At 67.5% G+C, this 15,074-nt stretch carries 16 protein-coding genes; 8 read left to right on the plus strand and 8 right to left on the minus strand.

Annotated features, from left to right (window positions below; translation table 11 throughout):
- Positions 1-165 precede the first annotated feature (165 nt).
- The 7 genes from FS769_RS00365 to FS769_RS00395 all read left to right on the plus strand — a co-directional run bounded on the left by FS769_RS00365 (position 166) and on the right by FS769_RS00395 (position 6,776).
- On the plus strand, positions 166-801 hold the full coding sequence (locus tag FS769_RS00365; RefSeq protein ID WP_144827891.1) for a heme-copper oxidase subunit III: 636 nt from the start codon (positions 166-168) through the stop codon (positions 799-801).
- A 15-nt stretch (positions 802-816) separates the two neighbouring features.
- The gene (locus tag FS769_RS00370; RefSeq protein ID WP_144827894.1) at positions 817-1,629 is read left to right on the plus strand and encodes a c-type cytochrome; all 813 of its coding nucleotides are present in this window, start codon (positions 817-819) and stop codon (positions 1,627-1,629) included.
- Between the two features lie 39 nt (positions 1,630-1,668).
- Positions 1,669-2,727, plus strand: a complete 1,059-nt coding sequence (locus FS769_RS00375) for a ubiquinol-cytochrome c reductase iron-sulfur subunit (RefSeq protein ID WP_144827897.1) — start codon at positions 1,669-1,671, stop codon at positions 2,725-2,727.
- Entirely contained in the window at positions 2,724-4,568 is a 1,845-nt protein-coding gene (locus tag FS769_RS00380) for a cytochrome bc complex cytochrome b subunit (RefSeq protein ID WP_144827899.1), read from the plus strand. The genes FS769_RS00375 and FS769_RS00380 overlap by 4 nt, the downstream gene beginning before the upstream one ends.
- Before the next feature lie 143 nt (positions 4,569-4,711).
- Positions 4,712-5,119 (plus strand): rhodanese-like domain-containing protein, encoded by a 408-nt coding sequence (locus FS769_RS00385; RefSeq protein WP_144827902.1) that lies wholly within the window; start codon positions 4,712-4,714, stop codon positions 5,117-5,119.
- A 38-nt stretch (positions 5,120-5,157) separates the two neighbouring features.
- Positions 5,158-6,108 carry an alpha/beta fold hydrolase gene (locus FS769_RS00390; RefSeq protein ID WP_144827905.1) on the plus strand — a complete coding sequence of 317 codons (951 nt, stop codon included), beginning with the start codon at positions 5,158-5,160 and terminating at the stop codon, positions 6,106-6,108.
- 107 nt (positions 6,109-6,215) lie between these two features.
- The gene (locus tag FS769_RS00395) at positions 6,216-6,776 is read left to right on the plus strand and encodes an SdpI family protein (RefSeq protein WP_144827908.1); all 561 of its coding nucleotides are present in this window, start codon (positions 6,216-6,218) and stop codon (positions 6,774-6,776) included.
- A 67-nt stretch (positions 6,777-6,843) separates the two neighbouring features.
- Here the strand turns inward: FS769_RS00395 and FS769_RS00400 are convergent, their stop codons facing one another.
- The 6 genes from FS769_RS00400 to FS769_RS00425 form a co-directional block, all read right to left on the minus strand.
- On the minus strand, positions 6,844-7,635 hold the full coding sequence (locus tag FS769_RS00400; protein WP_144827911.1) for a PP2C family serine/threonine-protein phosphatase: 792 nt from the start codon (positions 7,633-7,635) through the stop codon (positions 6,844-6,846).
- A 4-nt stretch (positions 7,636-7,639) separates the two neighbouring features.
- Positions 7,640-8,056, minus strand: coding sequence for a cytochrome c oxidase subunit 4 (locus FS769_RS00405; RefSeq protein WP_144827913.1), 417 nt, complete (start codon positions 8,054-8,056; stop codon positions 7,640-7,642).
- Positions 8,057-8,060: 4 nt separating this feature from the next.
- Complete coding sequence (gene ctaD, locus FS769_RS00410; protein ID WP_144827916.1) at positions 8,061-9,824, minus strand: cytochrome c oxidase subunit I; 1,764 nt, start codon at positions 9,822-9,824, stop codon at positions 8,061-8,063.
- A 2-nt stretch (positions 9,825-9,826) separates the two neighbouring features.
- Positions 9,827-10,711, minus strand: a complete 885-nt coding sequence (gene coxB / locus FS769_RS00415) for a cytochrome c oxidase subunit II (RefSeq protein WP_144827919.1) — start codon at positions 10,709-10,711, stop codon at positions 9,827-9,829.
- Between the two features lie 165 nt (positions 10,712-10,876).
- Positions 10,877-11,242 (minus strand): iron-sulfur cluster insertion protein ErpA, encoded by a 366-nt coding sequence (gene erpA, locus FS769_RS00420; protein WP_056227791.1) that lies wholly within the window; start codon positions 11,240-11,242, stop codon positions 10,877-10,879.
- Between the two features lie 72 nt (positions 11,243-11,314).
- Positions 11,315-12,709: a dipeptidase gene (locus FS769_RS00425; protein ID WP_144827923.1), complete on the minus strand. Its 1,395-nt coding sequence runs from the start codon at positions 12,707-12,709 to the stop codon at positions 11,315-11,317.
- Positions 12,710-12,755: 46 nt separating this feature from the next.
- Between FS769_RS00425 and FS769_RS00430 the strand changes: the two genes are divergently transcribed.
- A complete protein-coding gene (locus tag FS769_RS00430) occupies positions 12,756-13,328 on the plus strand; it encodes a DUF3043 domain-containing protein (protein ID WP_144827925.1) in 573 nt (190 codons plus the stop codon).
- A gap of 194 nt (positions 13,329-13,522) precedes the next feature.
- Here the strand turns inward: FS769_RS00430 and FS769_RS00435 are convergent, their stop codons facing one another.
- Both FS769_RS00435 and nrdR read right to left on the minus strand, forming a co-directional pair.
- Entirely contained in the window at positions 13,523-14,548 is a 1,026-nt protein-coding gene (locus FS769_RS00435) for a quinone-dependent dihydroorotate dehydrogenase (protein WP_144827927.1), read from the minus strand.
- A gap of 10 nt (positions 14,549-14,558) precedes the next feature.
- Positions 14,559-15,071 carry a transcriptional regulator NrdR gene (nrdR, locus tag FS769_RS00440; protein ID WP_144827930.1) on the minus strand — a complete coding sequence of 171 codons (513 nt, stop codon included), beginning with the start codon at positions 15,069-15,071 and terminating at the stop codon, positions 14,559-14,561.
- Between the last annotated feature and the right edge of the window lie 3 nt (positions 15,072-15,074).

The following is a 15,074-nucleotide window of genomic DNA, read 5'->3' on the forward strand; positions in this document are numbered from 1 at the left end:
AGCGACCTGTCCTCGCGTGTCGCGTTCGAGCGGCGCGGACGGTCGCCGCGGAACACCCGTCGCACCGGGGATTATCCGCAGATTCTGAGGCTTCCCTAAGTCTCGACGATGGAATATCTCAAGTTGAGGATGGGAATATCCCGTCGCAGGATCGCGCATAATGGGATGGTGACGACCTCAGCGACGTATTCCCAGGCCGTGCGTGCCGTGAAGCGACCCGACCCGGTCGCCGTTGGCACCATCGTGTGGCTGGGCAGCGAGGTCATGTTCTTCGCCGGCCTGTTCGCGATCTACTTCACCCTGCGCAGCACCTCGGCCTCCCTGTGGGCTGACGAGACGCAGCTGCTCAACGTCCCCTTCGCGACCGTCAACACGATCATCCTCGTGTTGTCCTCGGTCACGTGCCAGATGGGCGTGTTCGCCGCCGAGAGGTACCAGCCGTACCGCACCGGTGCGCGGGCCGGCATCCTCAAGTGGGGCATGGTCGAGTGGTTCTACCTCACCTTCATCCTCGGCGCGGTCTTCGTGTCGGGCCAGGTGTGGGAGTACGCGACGCTGGTTGCCGAGGGCATGCCCATCAGCGCCAACCCCTACGCATCTGCCTTCTATCTCACCACCGGCTTCCACGCCCTGCACGTGACGGGTGGCCTCATCGCCTTCCTTCTCGTGATCGGCCGCGCGTACGCCGTGAAGAACTTCGGACGCAAAGAGATGACCACCTCGATCGTCGTGTCGTACTACTGGCACTTCGTCGACGTCGTCTGGATCGCCCTGTTCTTCGTCATCTACTTCCTCAAGTAAGAGAGCTGTACTCACATGGCACGCGAGAAGAAGACTCGTCGGGCGTCCGGGCGTCGTAGCCCCCTGGCCGCCGCCGCGCTGATCGGAATCGGACTCCTCCTCACCGGAGGCGTCTACGCCGGCGCATCGGCCGCGATGGCCGCCACCTCCGACACCCCCGTCAGCGAAGCCAACTCGGCGACGGCGGTCGAAGAGGGCCAGAAGCTGTTCCAGGCCAACTGCGCCACCTGCCACGGTCTCGACCTGCAGGGCAGCGACCAGGGTCCCTCGCTCTTCGGCGTCGGCGAGCTGTCGGTGCACTTCCAGGTCTCGACCGGCCGCATGCCCCTGCAGGCGCAGGGCCCGCAGGCTCCGGTCAAGCCGGTGCAGTTCACCGAAGAGCAGACCAACGCGATCGCCGCCTACGTGCAGTCCGCGGCCCCCGGTCCGTCGTACCCGTCGAACGAACTCCTCGACGGTGAGGGCGACCTGTCGCACGGTGCGGAGCTGTTCCGCATCAACTGCGCCATGTGCCACAACGTCGCCGGCGCCGGCGGCGCACTGACCGAGGGCAAGTACGCCCCCGACCTGCACAGCACGACCCCGGTCAACATCTACGCGGCAATGGTCACGGGCCCGCAGAACATGCCCGTCTTCAACGACCTCAACCTCACCCCCGAAGACAAGCGCGACGTCATCTCGTACCTGATGTACCTCCAGAAGACGGACTCCCCCGGCGGCTACGCCCTGGGCTCGCTCGGACCGGTGTCGGAGGGTCTGTTCATCTGGATCTTCGGAATCGGGGCGCTCATCGCCCTCACCGTCTGGATCACGGCGAAGTCCAACTGACCGTCGTCTTCGACATCACGTAAACGCACGAGGAGCACCATGGCACACGAGGACGACGCACTCGAGCACGAGAGGGCTTCCTGGAAGCCCGGCTCGGGCCTCGCCGTCGCGGTTCCGGACGCCGCGGCGAATCCGGGACTCCCCGGCCACCGTCAGCGCATGACGGACAAAGACCCGCAGGAGATGAAGCGCGCGGTCCGCACGGTCTACACGCTGTTCTACATCTCGGTCGCGGCGAGCATCTGGGCGAGCATCGCCTACATGATCTTCCCGATCGAGTCGGGGTCGATGATCGACATCCGGTACAACAACCTCTTCATCGGACTCGGCATCGCCTTCGCGCTGCTCGCAATCGGCATCGGCACCATCCACTGGGGCAAGTCGGTCATGTCCGACAAGGAGTTCATCGAAGACCGTCACGGCACGCGTGGTCGCGACGAGGTCCGCGAGGGCGCGGTCAACGTCTTCGTCGAGGCCGAGAAGGACTCCGGCTTCGGCCGTCGCGAGATCATCCGCAACTCGCTCTTCGCCGCTCTCGCGGCGTCGATCATCCCCGGCATCACCCTGTTCCGCGGTCTCGCCCCGCAGGACGTCGACCCGGTGACCGCGCTCAGCCACACCATGTGGAAGCAGGGCATGCGCCTGGCCCACGACCCCTCCGGTCGTCCCATCCGCGCCGCCGACGTCACCCTGGGTTCCGCGTTCCACGTCATCCCCGAAGAACTCGCCGGCCTGGGCCACGACGAGGGCTACCTCGAGGAGAAGGCCAAGGCGATCGTCCTGCTCATGCGCATGCAGCCCGAGCAGCTCAATCCCGAGACCAACAAGCTGGACTGGTCGTACGACGGCATCATCGCGTACTCGAAGGTCTGCACCCACGTCGGTTGCCCCGTGGCACTGTACGAGCAGCAGACCCACCACCTCCTGTGCCCCTGCCACCAGTCGCAGTTCGACGTCGCCAACGGCGCGGCCGTCATCTTCGGCCCGGCCGCCCGTCCTTTGCCGCAGCTCCCCATCACCGTCGACGCCGAGGGTTACCTCGTCGCTCAGAGTGACTTCCAGGAGCCCGTCGGCCCCAGCTTCTGGGAGCGCTCATGAGCACCGGTACCCATCCCACCGAAAACGTCGTCACCGAGCCGGCCGTCTACTCCGGTCCGCCGCAGGCGCCCGCCGGCCGTGACGGCAAGCCGCTCGGCGGCAAGTTCGTCGGTGCCGCCGCGAACTACCTCGACGAGCGCACGAGCATGTCGGGTCTGGTCAAGGAGCTGGGTCGCAAGATCTTCCCCGACCACTGGTCCTTCATGCTCGGCGAGATCGCTCTGTGGAGCTTCGTCGTCGTGCTCCTCTCGGGCACGTTCCTGACGTTCTTCTTCCAGGCCTCCATGGTCGAGACGCACTACAACGGTGCGTACGAGCCCATGCGCGGCATCGCGATGTCGGCCGCCATGGAGTCGGCGCTGCACATCTCGTTCGATCTGCGCGGCGGTCTGCTCGTGCGCCAGATCCACCACTGGGCGGCCCTCGTGTTCGTCGCCGGTATCGGCGTGCACATGCTGCGCGTGTTCTTCACCGGCGCGTTCCGCAAGCCCCGCGAGCTCAACTGGGTGGTCGGCTTCATCCTCTTCATCCTCGCGATGGCCGAGGGCTTCACCGGCTACTCCCTCCCCGACGACCTGCTCTCGGGCAACGGCCTCCGCATCATCGACGGCATGATCAAGGGCCTGCCGATCATCGGCACCTGGACCTCGTTCCTCCTCTTCGGTGGCGAGTTCCCGGGCACCGCGATCGTCGGACGCCTGTACACGCTGCACATCCTGCTGCTGCCCGCGATCCTCGTGGCGCTGCTGGCCGTGCACCTCATGCTGATGATCATCAACAAGCACACGCAGTTCGCCGGGCCCGCTCGCACGAACAGCAACGTCGTGGGCTACCCGATCCTCCCGGTGTACGCCTCCAAGATGGGTGGCTTCTTCTTCATCACGTTCGGTGTGATCGTCCTGATCGCCGCGCTCGTGACGATCAACCCGATCTGGAACTACGGCCCCTACGACCCGTCTCCGGTGTCGGCCGGTACCCAGCCCGACTGGTACATCGGCTTCGCCGACGGCATGCTGCGTCTGATCCCGCCGCACCTCGAGTTCGTCCTCTGGGACCGCACCTTCTCGTGGAACATCATCATCCCGGTGGGCGTGCTCGGACTGTTCATCGTTCTCGTGCTGGTCTACCCCTTCATCGAGGCGTGGGTCACGGGCGACAAGCGCGAGCACCACATCGCACAGCGTCCGCGCAACGCCGCGACGCGTACCGCGATCGGTGCGGCCGGCGTCACGTTCTACGCCGTCATGTGGGCTGCCGCCTCGTCGGACATCATCGCCACGCACTTCCACCTCACGATGGAGGGCGTCATCCACGCCCTGCAGGCGCTGCTCATCCTCGGGCCGATCCTGGCGTACTTCGTCACCAAGCGCATCTGCATCGCGCTGCAGAAGAAGGACCGCGAGATCGCTCTCCACGGCTACGAGTCGGGTCGCATCGTCCGCCTTCCCGGTGGCGAGTACATCGAGGTCCACCAGCCGGTCGACGAGTTCGAGCGCTGGAAGCTCGTGGACAACGAGACTTACGAGCCGCTGGTCGTGCGTCCCAACGACCAGGGTCAGATCCCCTGGCACGAGAACTTCCGTGCCTCGGTGTCGCGTTGGTTCTTCGAAGACCGTCTCGCTCCCCTCACGCAGGCGGAGCTCGACGCCGCGGTCGCCCACCAGCACCACGAGCTCGACCACATCGACCACGAAGAGGCCGACGAGATCGCCGGGGCGAACGCTCGCGCCGACGAAGACGGCCGTCCGCGCAACGCCATCGGCGAGCGTGTCGAGGTCGAGATCCCCGCTCCGAAGGGACTCGAGGAGCGCAACCGCCCCTCCGGTGACAAGAGCGAGTAACCACTCCGCATGAATGACGAGACCCCGGCGCTTCGGCACCGGGGTCTCGTCATTGTCGCGCAGGGGCGAAGTGGCAGAGATCGGTGCGCTCGTGGCATCCGGGGTCGTGGCTCCCCCTCTCAGCTCTGTCTAGCGTGAGGGTCATGTCAGACGCCGCCCTGTTCTTCTCCACCCGACTCGCCCACGAGACGGATCCCTCCGACGTGTACGCCGTGCAGAAGGCCGGAAAGCGCTTCGTGCTGGTCGACGTCCGGGGCGACGACGCATGGCAGCAGGGGCGCATCAGCGGCGCCGTGCACATGCCGTACCGCTCCATCCCCGACCGCGCGCCGAACGAGATCCCGATCGACATGCCGGTGGTCGTGTACTGCTGGAGCCCTGGGTGCAACGCGGGAGTGAAGGGCGCCCTCGCCTTCGCCCAGCTCGGGTACGAAGTGAGGGAGATGATCGGCGGCTACGAGTACTGGGTGCGCGAGGGACAGCCGTTCGAGAACGACGGAGGGCCCTGCGGCCGCGTCTTCGACCCGACGGTGATGGTCGTCCGCACCTGATCGTTAGGCTGTCGGGACGCGTCGCGAAGGAGTCCCGGATGCAGCATCCCCCGATCGAACCGTTCGCCTCAGGCCACCTCGAGCGCCCCGACGGCGCTCGTCTGTACTGGGAGACGTCGGGCAACCCGCAGGGGCGGCCGGCGCTCTATCTGCACGGAGGCCCGGGCGGTGGTCTCGGCAAGCGCGGCTATCGCCGTCGTTTCGATCCGGAGCTTCATCTGATCATCGGCATCGATCAGCGCGGGTGCGGCCTCAGCACGCCGTGGGCGAGCGACGACCTGTCGACACTCCGCTTCCAGACCATGACGCACCTCATCGACGACCTCGAGGCGGTGCGCGCCTTCCTCGGTGTCGAGCGATGGTTGCTGCACGGGGTGTCGTGGGGATCGACGCTCGCGCTCGCGTACGCACTCGAGCATCCCGACCGGGTGAGCGAGATCGTCAATCTCGCCGTCACCACGGGCCGGCGGTGGGAGATCGATTGGATCACTGACGGCATCGCACCGGTCTTCCCCGAGGCGCACGAGGCGCTCAGAGAACCGCTCGAGCCCGGAGAGCGCACCATCGAGGGGTACGCGCGGCTTCTGACGGATCCTCGCGAGGAGGTCCGCCGCGATGCCGCGGAACGGTGGGACGCCTGGGAGGTCGCGCACATGTCCCTCGGCCCCCTCGCCACACCAGGTCCGTTGCACGACGACGCCCGTCATCGACTCAACTTCGCCACCCTGACGTCCCACTATTGGGCCAACGACTGCTTCCTCCCTGGTGATCGGTCGGTGCTGTCACGCGCCCATGAGCTCGCCGGCATCCCCGGCGTCCTGGTGCACGGGCGCCGCGACATCAGCGGTCCCGTCGAGACGCCGTGGCGGCTCCACCGCGCGTGGCCCGGGAGCAGGCTCGAGATCGTCGAAGAAGACGGCCACGGGGGCCCTCGAAGCGCCGGACTGACTCAGAAGGCGATGGACGCGTTCGCGCGCGGCGACCGGTGAGCGACACCGACGACCCCGACCGCTCGCCGGACTGCTAGCGTGCGCTCGTGCTGGTCGGTGCTGGAATCATCGTGGTCGCGACGTTCGCGTCGGTTCTCCTGCTGTGACTGTGCGGGCGTGACGTCGTCCCTCGCAACCGCGTCGTCGGTATCCGGCTGCCAGCCCTTCTCGCGTCGGGTGCCGCCTGGCGGGCGGGGCATTCGGCCGCTGTCGGACCGGCCGGTGCCGGAGCTCTTGTCGGCGCGCTCGTGCTCGCCGTGTCAGCGCTCGGACGATCCGACTCCGTGCTGGAGCCCATTCTGGTCGTGATCGTCATGATCGGCGCCCTCGGGTGGGCCGCAGTCGTCGCCGTTCGCGCTGCGCGCCACGCTCCCTCCGGCCCAGAGCGCGAAGTGGTCGATCACACGGGTGACGCTCGACCACTGGCGTCGGTAGTCGTGTTCGTCGGCGATGACATCGGACGGGTTTTCGGCAGCATCGGACTCGGGAGTCTGACGGTGCTCACCGGTTCGTTCGCTCTCATGTGGATTTCCGCGGTGACCGCCGCAGAGACCCCGTCGACCTCCGTCTTCCTGCTGGTGCCGGTGGGACTGCTGATCGGCTCGCTCGTCTTCGTCCTCGCGACGATCCGGCCTCCGGGAGCGAGCGCGACAACGTCGTCCGAGTGACGAGGCGCAGCATCGTGCCCGAGGGTCGTGCCGAACGCGTGTCACCGCACGGCCGAGCCCGCGTCCGTCAGGCGGTCTCGACGTCTTCGGCGAACCACCGCGCGGCTGAGCCGAAGAAGATCGGGTCGACTCCGCTCGGCTCGTCGTCGTCGACGATGTCGCACACCACGACGGTGACGTTGTCGCGGGTCCCTGCTTCGAGGGCGAGAGCGACCGCAGACGCGGCAGCGGCGCGGGGATCCGAGGCCTCGGCGACGAGCCGAGCGACGTCCGCCTCGGGAACGTAGTCCGTCAGACCGTCGCTGCAGAGCACCCACCGATCACCGACGACCGGCGGACGCTCGGCGACCGAGACGACATCGCCCTCCGCACCCCCGAGAGAGGCGGTGATGATGTTCCGGCGCGGGTGCGCCTGCGCGGCCTCCGGCGGAATGATGCCGTGGTCGACGAGAGCCTGCACGTAGGAGTCGTCACGCGTCTCGCGCGTGAAGTCGCCATCGCGCAGCAGGTACGCACGCGAGTCGCCCGTGTGCGCGAGAAGGAGCTCGCCACCCGTGCTGAGGAAGAGCCCCGTGAAGGTGGTCGCCATCCCCTGCAGGGCGGGATCGCGCTCGACGTGAGCACGGATGTCCCAGTTCGCCTCGCGGATGCGAACGAGCAGACCATCGGCATCCATCCCGCCACCGCTGGTGGCGACGAGCCGATGAAGGAGAGCGGCGGAAGCAAGGTCTCCCGAAGGACCTCCCCCGACGCCATCTGCCACCGCCGCACCCCAGGACGCCGCGAAAGCGGCGTCCTGGTTGGTGGGACGGTGGGCGCCGGCGTCGGAGACGGCGGCCGCATTCAACCGAATGGGCACAGGATCAGCGCGCGAAGTACCCGCGGTAGTACTCGTACACCCAGCCGACGATCGCGATCGCGAACACGACGAAGCCCACGGGCACGAGCCAGCTGCCGACCGCGAGGCCGATCACCGCGATCGCAGCCGAACCGGCGAGGATGATGGGCCACCACGACCACGGGCTGAACTCGCCCATCTCGGGGTCGCCGTCATCGATGTCGGCCGTCAGCAGGTCTTCGGGCAGCTCACCGCGCTGCGACTTGTGCACGCGGCCGATGTAGAACGCGATCATTGACGACATCAGGCCGAGGAAGGCCAGAGCGACGGTGCCGACCCACTCGACCCCACCATGCTGGATGAGGCTCCAGACGGTGTAGACGGCCGAGATGAGGAAGGCGAAGACCGCGAGGATCCACCAGAGGTTGACGTTGGTACGCATGTTCTTACTTGACCTCTCCGGCTGCGTGATCCACGACGGGGGCGTCGGGGGCGTCCTTGGCCGGCCCCACACCGACCGGGATGCCGGCCTCGGGGTGGTTCAAGTCGAACGCGGGACGCTCGCTGCGGATACGCGGGATCGAGGTGAAGTTGTGACGCGGCGGCGGGCACGACGTCGCCCACTCGAGCGAAGCTCCGTAGCCCCACGGGTCGTCGACGGTCACTCGCGGCGCCTTGCGGGCCGTGATCCAGACGTTCAGCAGGAACGGGATCATCGAGGCGCCGAGGATCATCGAGCCCACCGTGGACAGCTGGTTCTCCCAGGTCCATCCATCGGCGGCCGCGTAGTCGGCGTAGCGACGGACCATGCCGTCGACACCCAACCAGTGCTGGATGAGGAAGGTCATGTGGAAGCCGACGAACAGCATCCAGAAGTGCACCATGCCCAGACGCTCGTTGAGCATCTTGCCGGTCCACTTCGGCCACCAGAAGTAGAAGCCCGCGAACATCGCGAACACGACGGTTCCGAAGACCACGTAGTGGAAGTGCGCCACGACGAAGTAGGAGTCGGAGAGGTGGAAGTCGAGCGGGGGCGACGCGAGGATGACACCGGTCAGACCACCGAAGACGAACGACACGAGGAAGCCGAGGGCGAACACCATCGGGGTCTCGAACGTCACCGAACCGCGCCAGAGGGTTCCGATCCAGTTGAAGATCTTCACACCGGTCGGCACCGCGATGAGCATCGTCATCAGGGCGAAGAACGGCAGGAGCACTCCACCCGTGACGTACATGTGGTGCGCCCACACCGCGACCGAGAGCGCCGCGATGGCGATGGTCGCGTAGACGAGGGTCTTGTATCCGAAGATCGGCTTGCGGCTGAACACCGGGAAGATCTCGGAGACGATGCCGAAGAACGGCAGCGCGATGATGTACACCTCGGGGTGACCGAAGAACCAGAACAGGTGCTGCCAGAGCAGGACGCCGCCGTTCTCAGGGCTGTAGATGTGCGAGCCCAGCACGCGGTCGGCGGCGGCGGCGAAGATCGCCGCGGCCAGCACGGGGAACGCGAGCAGGATCAGGATGCTCGTGATGAGCGTGTTCCACGAGAAGATCGGCATTCGCCACATGGTCATACCCGGGGCGCGCATCGTCAGGATCGTGGTGATGAAGTTGACCGCACCGAGGATCGTGCCGAAACCGCTGATGCCGAGACCTAGCATCCAGAGGTTTCCGCCGACGCCCGGAGAGAAGCTCGCATTCGCGAGGGGCTGATACGCGAACCAGCCGAAGCCGGCCGCACCCTGCGGGGTGAGGAAGCCCGACACCGCGATCGTGGAGCCGAAGAGGAACAGCCAGAAGGCGAAGGCGTTCAGACGCGGGAACGCCACGTCGGGCGCGCCGATCTGCAGCGGCAGCAGCGCGTTGGCGAAGCCGGCGAACAACGGCGTCGCGAACATCAGCAGCATGATCGTGCCGTGCATCGTGAACAGCTGGTTGTACTGCTCTTTGGTCGGGATGATCTGCATGCCGGGCTCGAAGAGCTCCGCACGGATGATCAGCGCCATGACGCCACCGAGCATGAAGAAGATGACGGAGGCGATCAGGTACATGTACCCGATCGTCTTGTGGTCGGTGGAGGTGATCCACTTGACGACCAGGTTGCCCTTCTGCTCGACACGCGAGGTGCTCAGCAGAGCGGCTTGACGCGGCGGGAGAGTCGTCGGGCGCGAAGGCCCTGTCCCCTGGAGCGGAAGCGTCGTGGCCATGATCACTCGTTCCCTTCGGCCGTACCGGTCGTCGTGAGGTTCTGCAGACGGGTCAGGTCGCTGATGTCGCCCGTGTTGCCGGCCTCACGGAGCGAGCCGAGGTATGCCTCGTACTCGTCGTCGCTGACGACCTTCACGTTGAAGAGCATCGCGGAGTGGTATTCACCGCAGAGCTCGGCGCACTTGCCCTCGTACGTGCCCTCACGGGTGGGCGTGAACGACCACTCGTTGTCACGACCGATGTACATGTCTTTCTTGTAGAGGAAGTCGATGATCCAGAAGGAGTGGATGACGTCGCGCGAGCGCAGGTCGATCTTCACCGTCTTGTTCACCGGCAGGTAGAGGGTGGGCACGTCCTGGAGGTCGTAACCGTCGGACGTGGCCTTGGCCTGCACACCCATGGAGTACACGGCGTCGGAGTTGTCCTCCTGCTCGCCGTTGTACTGGAAGTCCCACGCCCACTGCTTGCCGTAGGCGGTGATGGAGACGTCGGGGTCGTCGTACTGCGTCTCGAGCGTGTTCTGGTCACGCGCGGTGAACGCGAAGAACCCGACCACGAGGATCAGCGGGACGATCGTGTAGAAGATCTCGACCGGCATGTTGTAGCGCAGCTGCACCGGAAGACCGGACTGGCCCTTGCGGCGGCGGTACGCGATGACCGACCAGAGCATGAGGCCCCACGTGATGACGCCGACCGCGAGGAGCACGATCCAGGAGTTGACCCACAGACCGGCGACCATGTCGGTGTGGTTCGTGGCAGGCGTGCCGTCATCGACGAAGCCGGGCAGGAAGCCGTGGAGCTGAGTCGTGGTGCAGCCGGAGAGAGCGGCGACGGAGGCGATTCCGAGGGGAAGCGCTGCCCAGCGAAGGCGACGTTTGGAGGGCACAATGCACCTTTCCGGGTCGTGGATGTAGCTCTGACAGTCTAGGGCAACCTCTCACCACTCTCAGGCCATTCGTCCAGTGCCGAGACATCGAGAACCCCCGCTTTCCATAGGAGATTCCAGGAAAACGGGGGCCCTCGTGTCGGCGCCGTCGAACGGCGTCGGGAGTCAGTGGAAGCTGTCGCCGCAGGCGCAGGAGCCCTGGGCGTTGGGGTTGTCGATCGTGAACCCCTGCTCCGAGATCGTGTCCTTGAAGTCGATGTTCGCACCGTCGAGGTACGGCACGCTCATGTCGTCGACGATGACCTCGACGCCGTCGAAGTCGACGACCTTGTCGCCGTCGAGATAGCGCTCGTCGAAGTAGAGCTGGTAGATGAGGCCGGAGCATCCGCCGGGCTGGACGGCGACACGCAGGCGCAGGTCGTCGCGGCCCTCCTGGGAGAGAAGGCTCTTGACCTTGTCGGAGGCGGCCGCGGTCAGGCCCACGCCGTGCTCGCGGGTCTCGGCGGAGGACGACAGAGTGGTGTCGGTCATGGCGATGCCCTTCGGGTTGATCGGTCGCGGGGACGTCACGAGTCTACGCCCGTCGCGCCCCCGCGGATCCGTTCAGACCGTGCGGCCGTTCAGACGAGTGAGCAGCAGCGCCTCCGACACCAGCGCGTTGCGGAACGTGTCGAGGTGCAGCGACTCGTTCGGGCTGTGCGCACGCGCGTGAGGGTCTTCGACGCCGGTCACGAGGATCTGCGCCGACGGGAACTCGCGCACGAGGTCGGAGATGAAGGGGATCGAGCCGCCGATGCCGACGTCGACCGAGTCGACACCGTATCCGTCGGCGAAGGCCGCGCGGGCCTCCCCCACCGCCCATCCACTGGTGTCGACGAGGAAGGAGTCGCCGCAGTCGACGTCGGTGAACTCCAGCTGCGCACCGAACGGCGCGTGCGCGCGCAGGTGCTTCTCGACCGCCGCGAAGGCCTCTTCGGCATCCTGCCCCGGGGCGACCCGCGCGCTGATGACGACGCTCGTCTGCGGCGCCAACGTGTTCGACGCGGCCTCGACGGGCGTGGCATCCCAGCCGGTGATGGTGACCGAGGGCTTGTTCCAGATGCGGCTGAGGATCGAGTCGCGCCCGATCGGGCTGACGCCCTCGAGCAGGCCCGACTCCGCGCGCAGCGTCGCCTCGTCGTAGGCGGGGGTCTCGGCGTCGCGCACGGCGAGGCCTTCCACCGCGACCGCGCCGTCGTCGTCCCACAGGGTCGCGAGCAGCTTGACGGTGGCGAGCATGGCATCCGGAACCGCGCCGCCCATCATGCCCGAGTGCGATGCGTGCTCGAGGGTGCGGACGGTCAGGGTGAAGCGGGCGTTGCCACGCAGTGAGACGGTGAGCCCGGGCGTGCGCTCGTCCCAGTTGCCCGAGTCGGCCACGACGATCACGTCGGCGCGCAGCACGTCGGCGTTGTCGGCGAGGAACTGGGCGAACGAGCGCGAGCCGTACTCTTCTTCGCCCTCGATGAAGACGGCGATGCCGAGGTCGAGGTCGTCGCCGAGCACCTCGGCGACCGCGCGGATCGCGCCGACGTGCGCCATGATCCCGGCCTTGTCGTCGGCGGCGCCACGACCGTAGAGGCGACCGTCGCGGACGGTGGGCTCGAACGGCGGCGAGTCCCACAGCGCCTCGTCGCCCGGAGGCTGCACGTCGTGGTGGGCGTAGAGCAGCACGGTGGGCCGCCCGTTGCGCGCGGCGCGCGTGGCGAGGACGGCGGGCTGGCCGAACTCGTCGGTTCCGGGGATCGCGGCGCGCTTCACCTCGACCGAGTCGAAGACGCCGGTGCCCTCGAGGAGGGCGGCGACGGCATCCGCACTCTTCACGAGGGCCGACTGATCGAACGCCGGCCAGGCGATCGAGGGGATGCGCACGAGGGAGCCGAGGTCGGCCAGGGCGGAGGGGATGCCGGCGTCCGCTGCTTTTTGCACAGCGTCCTGCCGGGACAGGTCGAGGGTCATGCGGGTAATCTTAAATCTCCCGATCAGCGAAGCACCGAGGTTTCCCGTGGCCAAGTCCCCCGCCCCCGCCCCCAACGACACCCCCGTCGACCCGACGGTGAGTGGATTCGGCAAGGGCCGCGCCACCCCGTCGCGCGCCGAGCAGGAGGCCGCCCGCAAGCGTCCGCTGGTGCCCGACACGAAAGAGGCCAAGGCCCGCGCGCGTGCAGAGCTCGCCGCGCAGCGCGAGAAGGCCCGCATCGGCATGGCCGCCGGCGAGGAGAAGTACCTCCCGGTCCGCGACCGCGGCCCGCAGCGCCGGTTCGCGCGCGACTTCGTCGACGCCGGCTGGCACCTCGGCGAGGGCGTGATGCCCTTCATGGTGCTCGTGATCGTGGCGACGCTGATCCCCGTCGCGTTCTTCCAGTACTGGTCGTTCGTGGCGCTCTGGATCTTCATCCTCTTCGTCGTCGGCGACATGATCATCACCTCGATTCGCGTCAAGCGCGCGGCGAAGGAGAAGTTCGGCGAGACGCGTCTCGAGAAGGGCCTGGGCTGGTACGCCGCGATGCGCACCGTGCAGATGCGCTTCATGCGCCTGCCCAAGGCGCAGGTCAAGCGCGGACAGTACCCCGTCTGATCCGACGGATGTGACCGAGCGGCGTGCCTCCGGGCGCGCCGCTTCGTCGTTCGCGGGGTCGCTTCGCGCCACGCGCGTCGAGGCCCGCTCCCGCGTTGACCGTCCGAGACACGCCGTTCGACCCGACCGGGCGCGGCGTGTCGTGGACACTCGACGTGCGGTCGCGGAGCGACCGGGACGCGAAGCCCCGGAGGTCAGCGCCCGCGCGCGAGACCCCGGTTGATCTGGCGAGCCCAGAGCGGACCGCGGTACAGGAACCCGGTGTAGCCCTGCACGAGGGTGGCTCCGGCGTCGACGCGCTCCCGCACGTCGTCGGCCGTCTCCACTCCCCCGGCGGAGATGACGACGAATTCCGCGGGCACGGCCGCGCGCACGAGGCGCAGCACGTCGAGAGAACGCTGCTTCAGCGGTGCTCCCGAGAGTCCTCCCGCCCCGGCCGCCTCGACCGTCGCCGCCGGCGTGCGCAGCCCGGCCCGCTCGATGGTCGTGTTCGTGGCGATGAGGCCCGCGAGCCCCGTGTCGACGGCGAGCCGCGAGATCTGCTGCACCTCGTCGTCGGCGAGATCGGGCGCGATCTTGACCAACAGGGGCGTGCCGCCGGCGGCGTCCTTCACCGCGGTCAGCAGCGGGCGCAGCGTCTCAACCGCCTGCAGGCCGCGCAGGCCCGGAGTGTTCGGCGACGAGACGTTCACGACGAGGTAGTCGGCGAGCGGGGCGAGCAGGCGGGCGGAGCGGACGTAGTCGGTCGTGGCGTCGTCGACGGCGACCACGCGGCTCTTGCCGATGTTGACCCCGACGACCGGGCGACGTCGCGCTCGGCGCAGGCGCCGCAGGCGGGCGGCGGCGACGGCGGCTCCCTCGTTGTTGAAGCCCATCCGGTTGACGACGGCACGGTCGGCGACGAGCCGGAACAGACGGGGCTTGGGGTTACCGGGCTGCGGCAGGGCGGTGACGGTTCCCACCTCGACGTGACCGAATCCGAGCGCACCCAGGCCGCGGCCCATGGTGACGTTCTTGTCGAAGCCGGCCGCGACCCCGAACGGCGACTCGAAGGTCAGCCCGAGCGCGTGCACGCGCTGGTCGGGAGCCGGGGCGGTGAAACGACGCAGAACGGATGCCACCGGCTCGACACCCGCGACACGGATGACGAGGGCGCCCAGGTGATGGGCGAACTCGGGATCGAAGCGGGTGAGAACCGTGCGGAAGAGGAGGGGATACATCCCGGCCAGATTACTGGACGGTGTCGTGCTCGCTCGTCCGCTCCGCATCCGACTGCGCATCGGAATCCGTCCGGCCGGCGTGGTCGGCGCGGAGCTGGGCGATGGCCGCCTCGAAGTCCTCGAGCGAATCGAAGGCCTGATACACGCTCGCGAAGCGCAGGTACGCGACTTCGTCGAGTTCGCGAAGGGGGCCGAGGATCGAGAGGCCGATCTCGTTCGCCTCGATCTGCGACGATCCGGTCTGGCGAATGGCCTCTTCGACCTTCTGCGCGAGGACGGCGAGATCGGCATCCGTCACGGGACGCCCCTGGCACGCTTTGCGCGCACCCGACATGACCTTCTCGCGACTGAACGGCTCGACCACGCCCGAGCGCTTGATGACGTTCAGGCCCGCGGTCTCGACGGTCGAGAAGCGGCCACCGCACTTCGGGCACTGACGACGACGACGGATGCTGAGGCCGTCATCGCTCGTGCGGGAGTCGATGACCCGCGAGTCGGGGTTGCGGCAGAAAGGACAGTGCATGAC

This window comes from Microbacterium sp. BH-3-3-3 (assembly GCF_007679045.1).
GTDB lineage: Bacteria > Actinomycetota > Actinomycetes > Actinomycetales > Microbacteriaceae > Microbacterium > Microbacterium algihabitans.

Excerpts from the sequence above, each read along its gene's own strand:
- FS769_RS00365 (WP_144827891.1), top strand. The coding sequence starts at position 166 with ATGGTGACGACCTCAGCGACGTATTCCCAGGCCGTGCGTGCCGTGAAG.
- FS769_RS00370 (WP_144827894.1), top strand. The coding sequence starts at position 817 with ATGGCACGCGAGAAGAAGACTCGTCGGGCGTCCGGGCGTCGTAGCCCC.
- FS769_RS00375 (WP_144827897.1), top strand. The coding sequence starts at position 1,669 with ATGGCACACGAGGACGACGCACTCGAGCACGAGAGGGCTTCCTGGAAG.
- FS769_RS00380 (WP_144827899.1), top strand. The coding sequence starts at position 2,724 with ATGAGCACCGGTACCCATCCCACCGAAAACGTCGTCACCGAGCCGGCC.
- FS769_RS00385 (WP_144827902.1), top strand. The coding sequence starts at position 4,712 with ATGTCAGACGCCGCCCTGTTCTTCTCCACCCGACTCGCCCACGAGACG.
- FS769_RS00390 (WP_144827905.1), top strand. The coding sequence starts at position 5,158 with ATGCAGCATCCCCCGATCGAACCGTTCGCCTCAGGCCACCTCGAGCGC.
- FS769_RS00405 (WP_144827913.1), bottom strand. The coding sequence starts at position 8,056 with ATGCGTACCAACGTCAACCTCTGGTGGATCCTCGCGGTCTTCGCCTTC.
- ctaD (WP_144827916.1), bottom strand. The coding sequence starts at position 9,824 with ATGGCCACGACGCTTCCGCTCCAGGGGACAGGGCCTTCGCGCCCGACG.
- erpA (WP_056227791.1), bottom strand. The coding sequence starts at position 11,242 with ATGACCGACACCACTCTGTCGTCCTCCGCCGAGACCCGCGAGCACGGC.
- FS769_RS00425 (WP_144827923.1), bottom strand. The coding sequence starts at position 12,709 with ATGACCCTCGACCTGTCCCGGCAGGACGCTGTGCAAAAAGCAGCGGAC.
- FS769_RS00435 (WP_144827927.1), bottom strand. The coding sequence starts at position 14,548 with ATGTATCCCCTCCTCTTCCGCACGGTTCTCACCCGCTTCGATCCCGAG.
- nrdR (WP_144827930.1), bottom strand. The coding sequence starts at position 15,071 with ATGCACTGTCCTTTCTGCCGCAACCCCGACTCGCGGGTCATCGACTCC.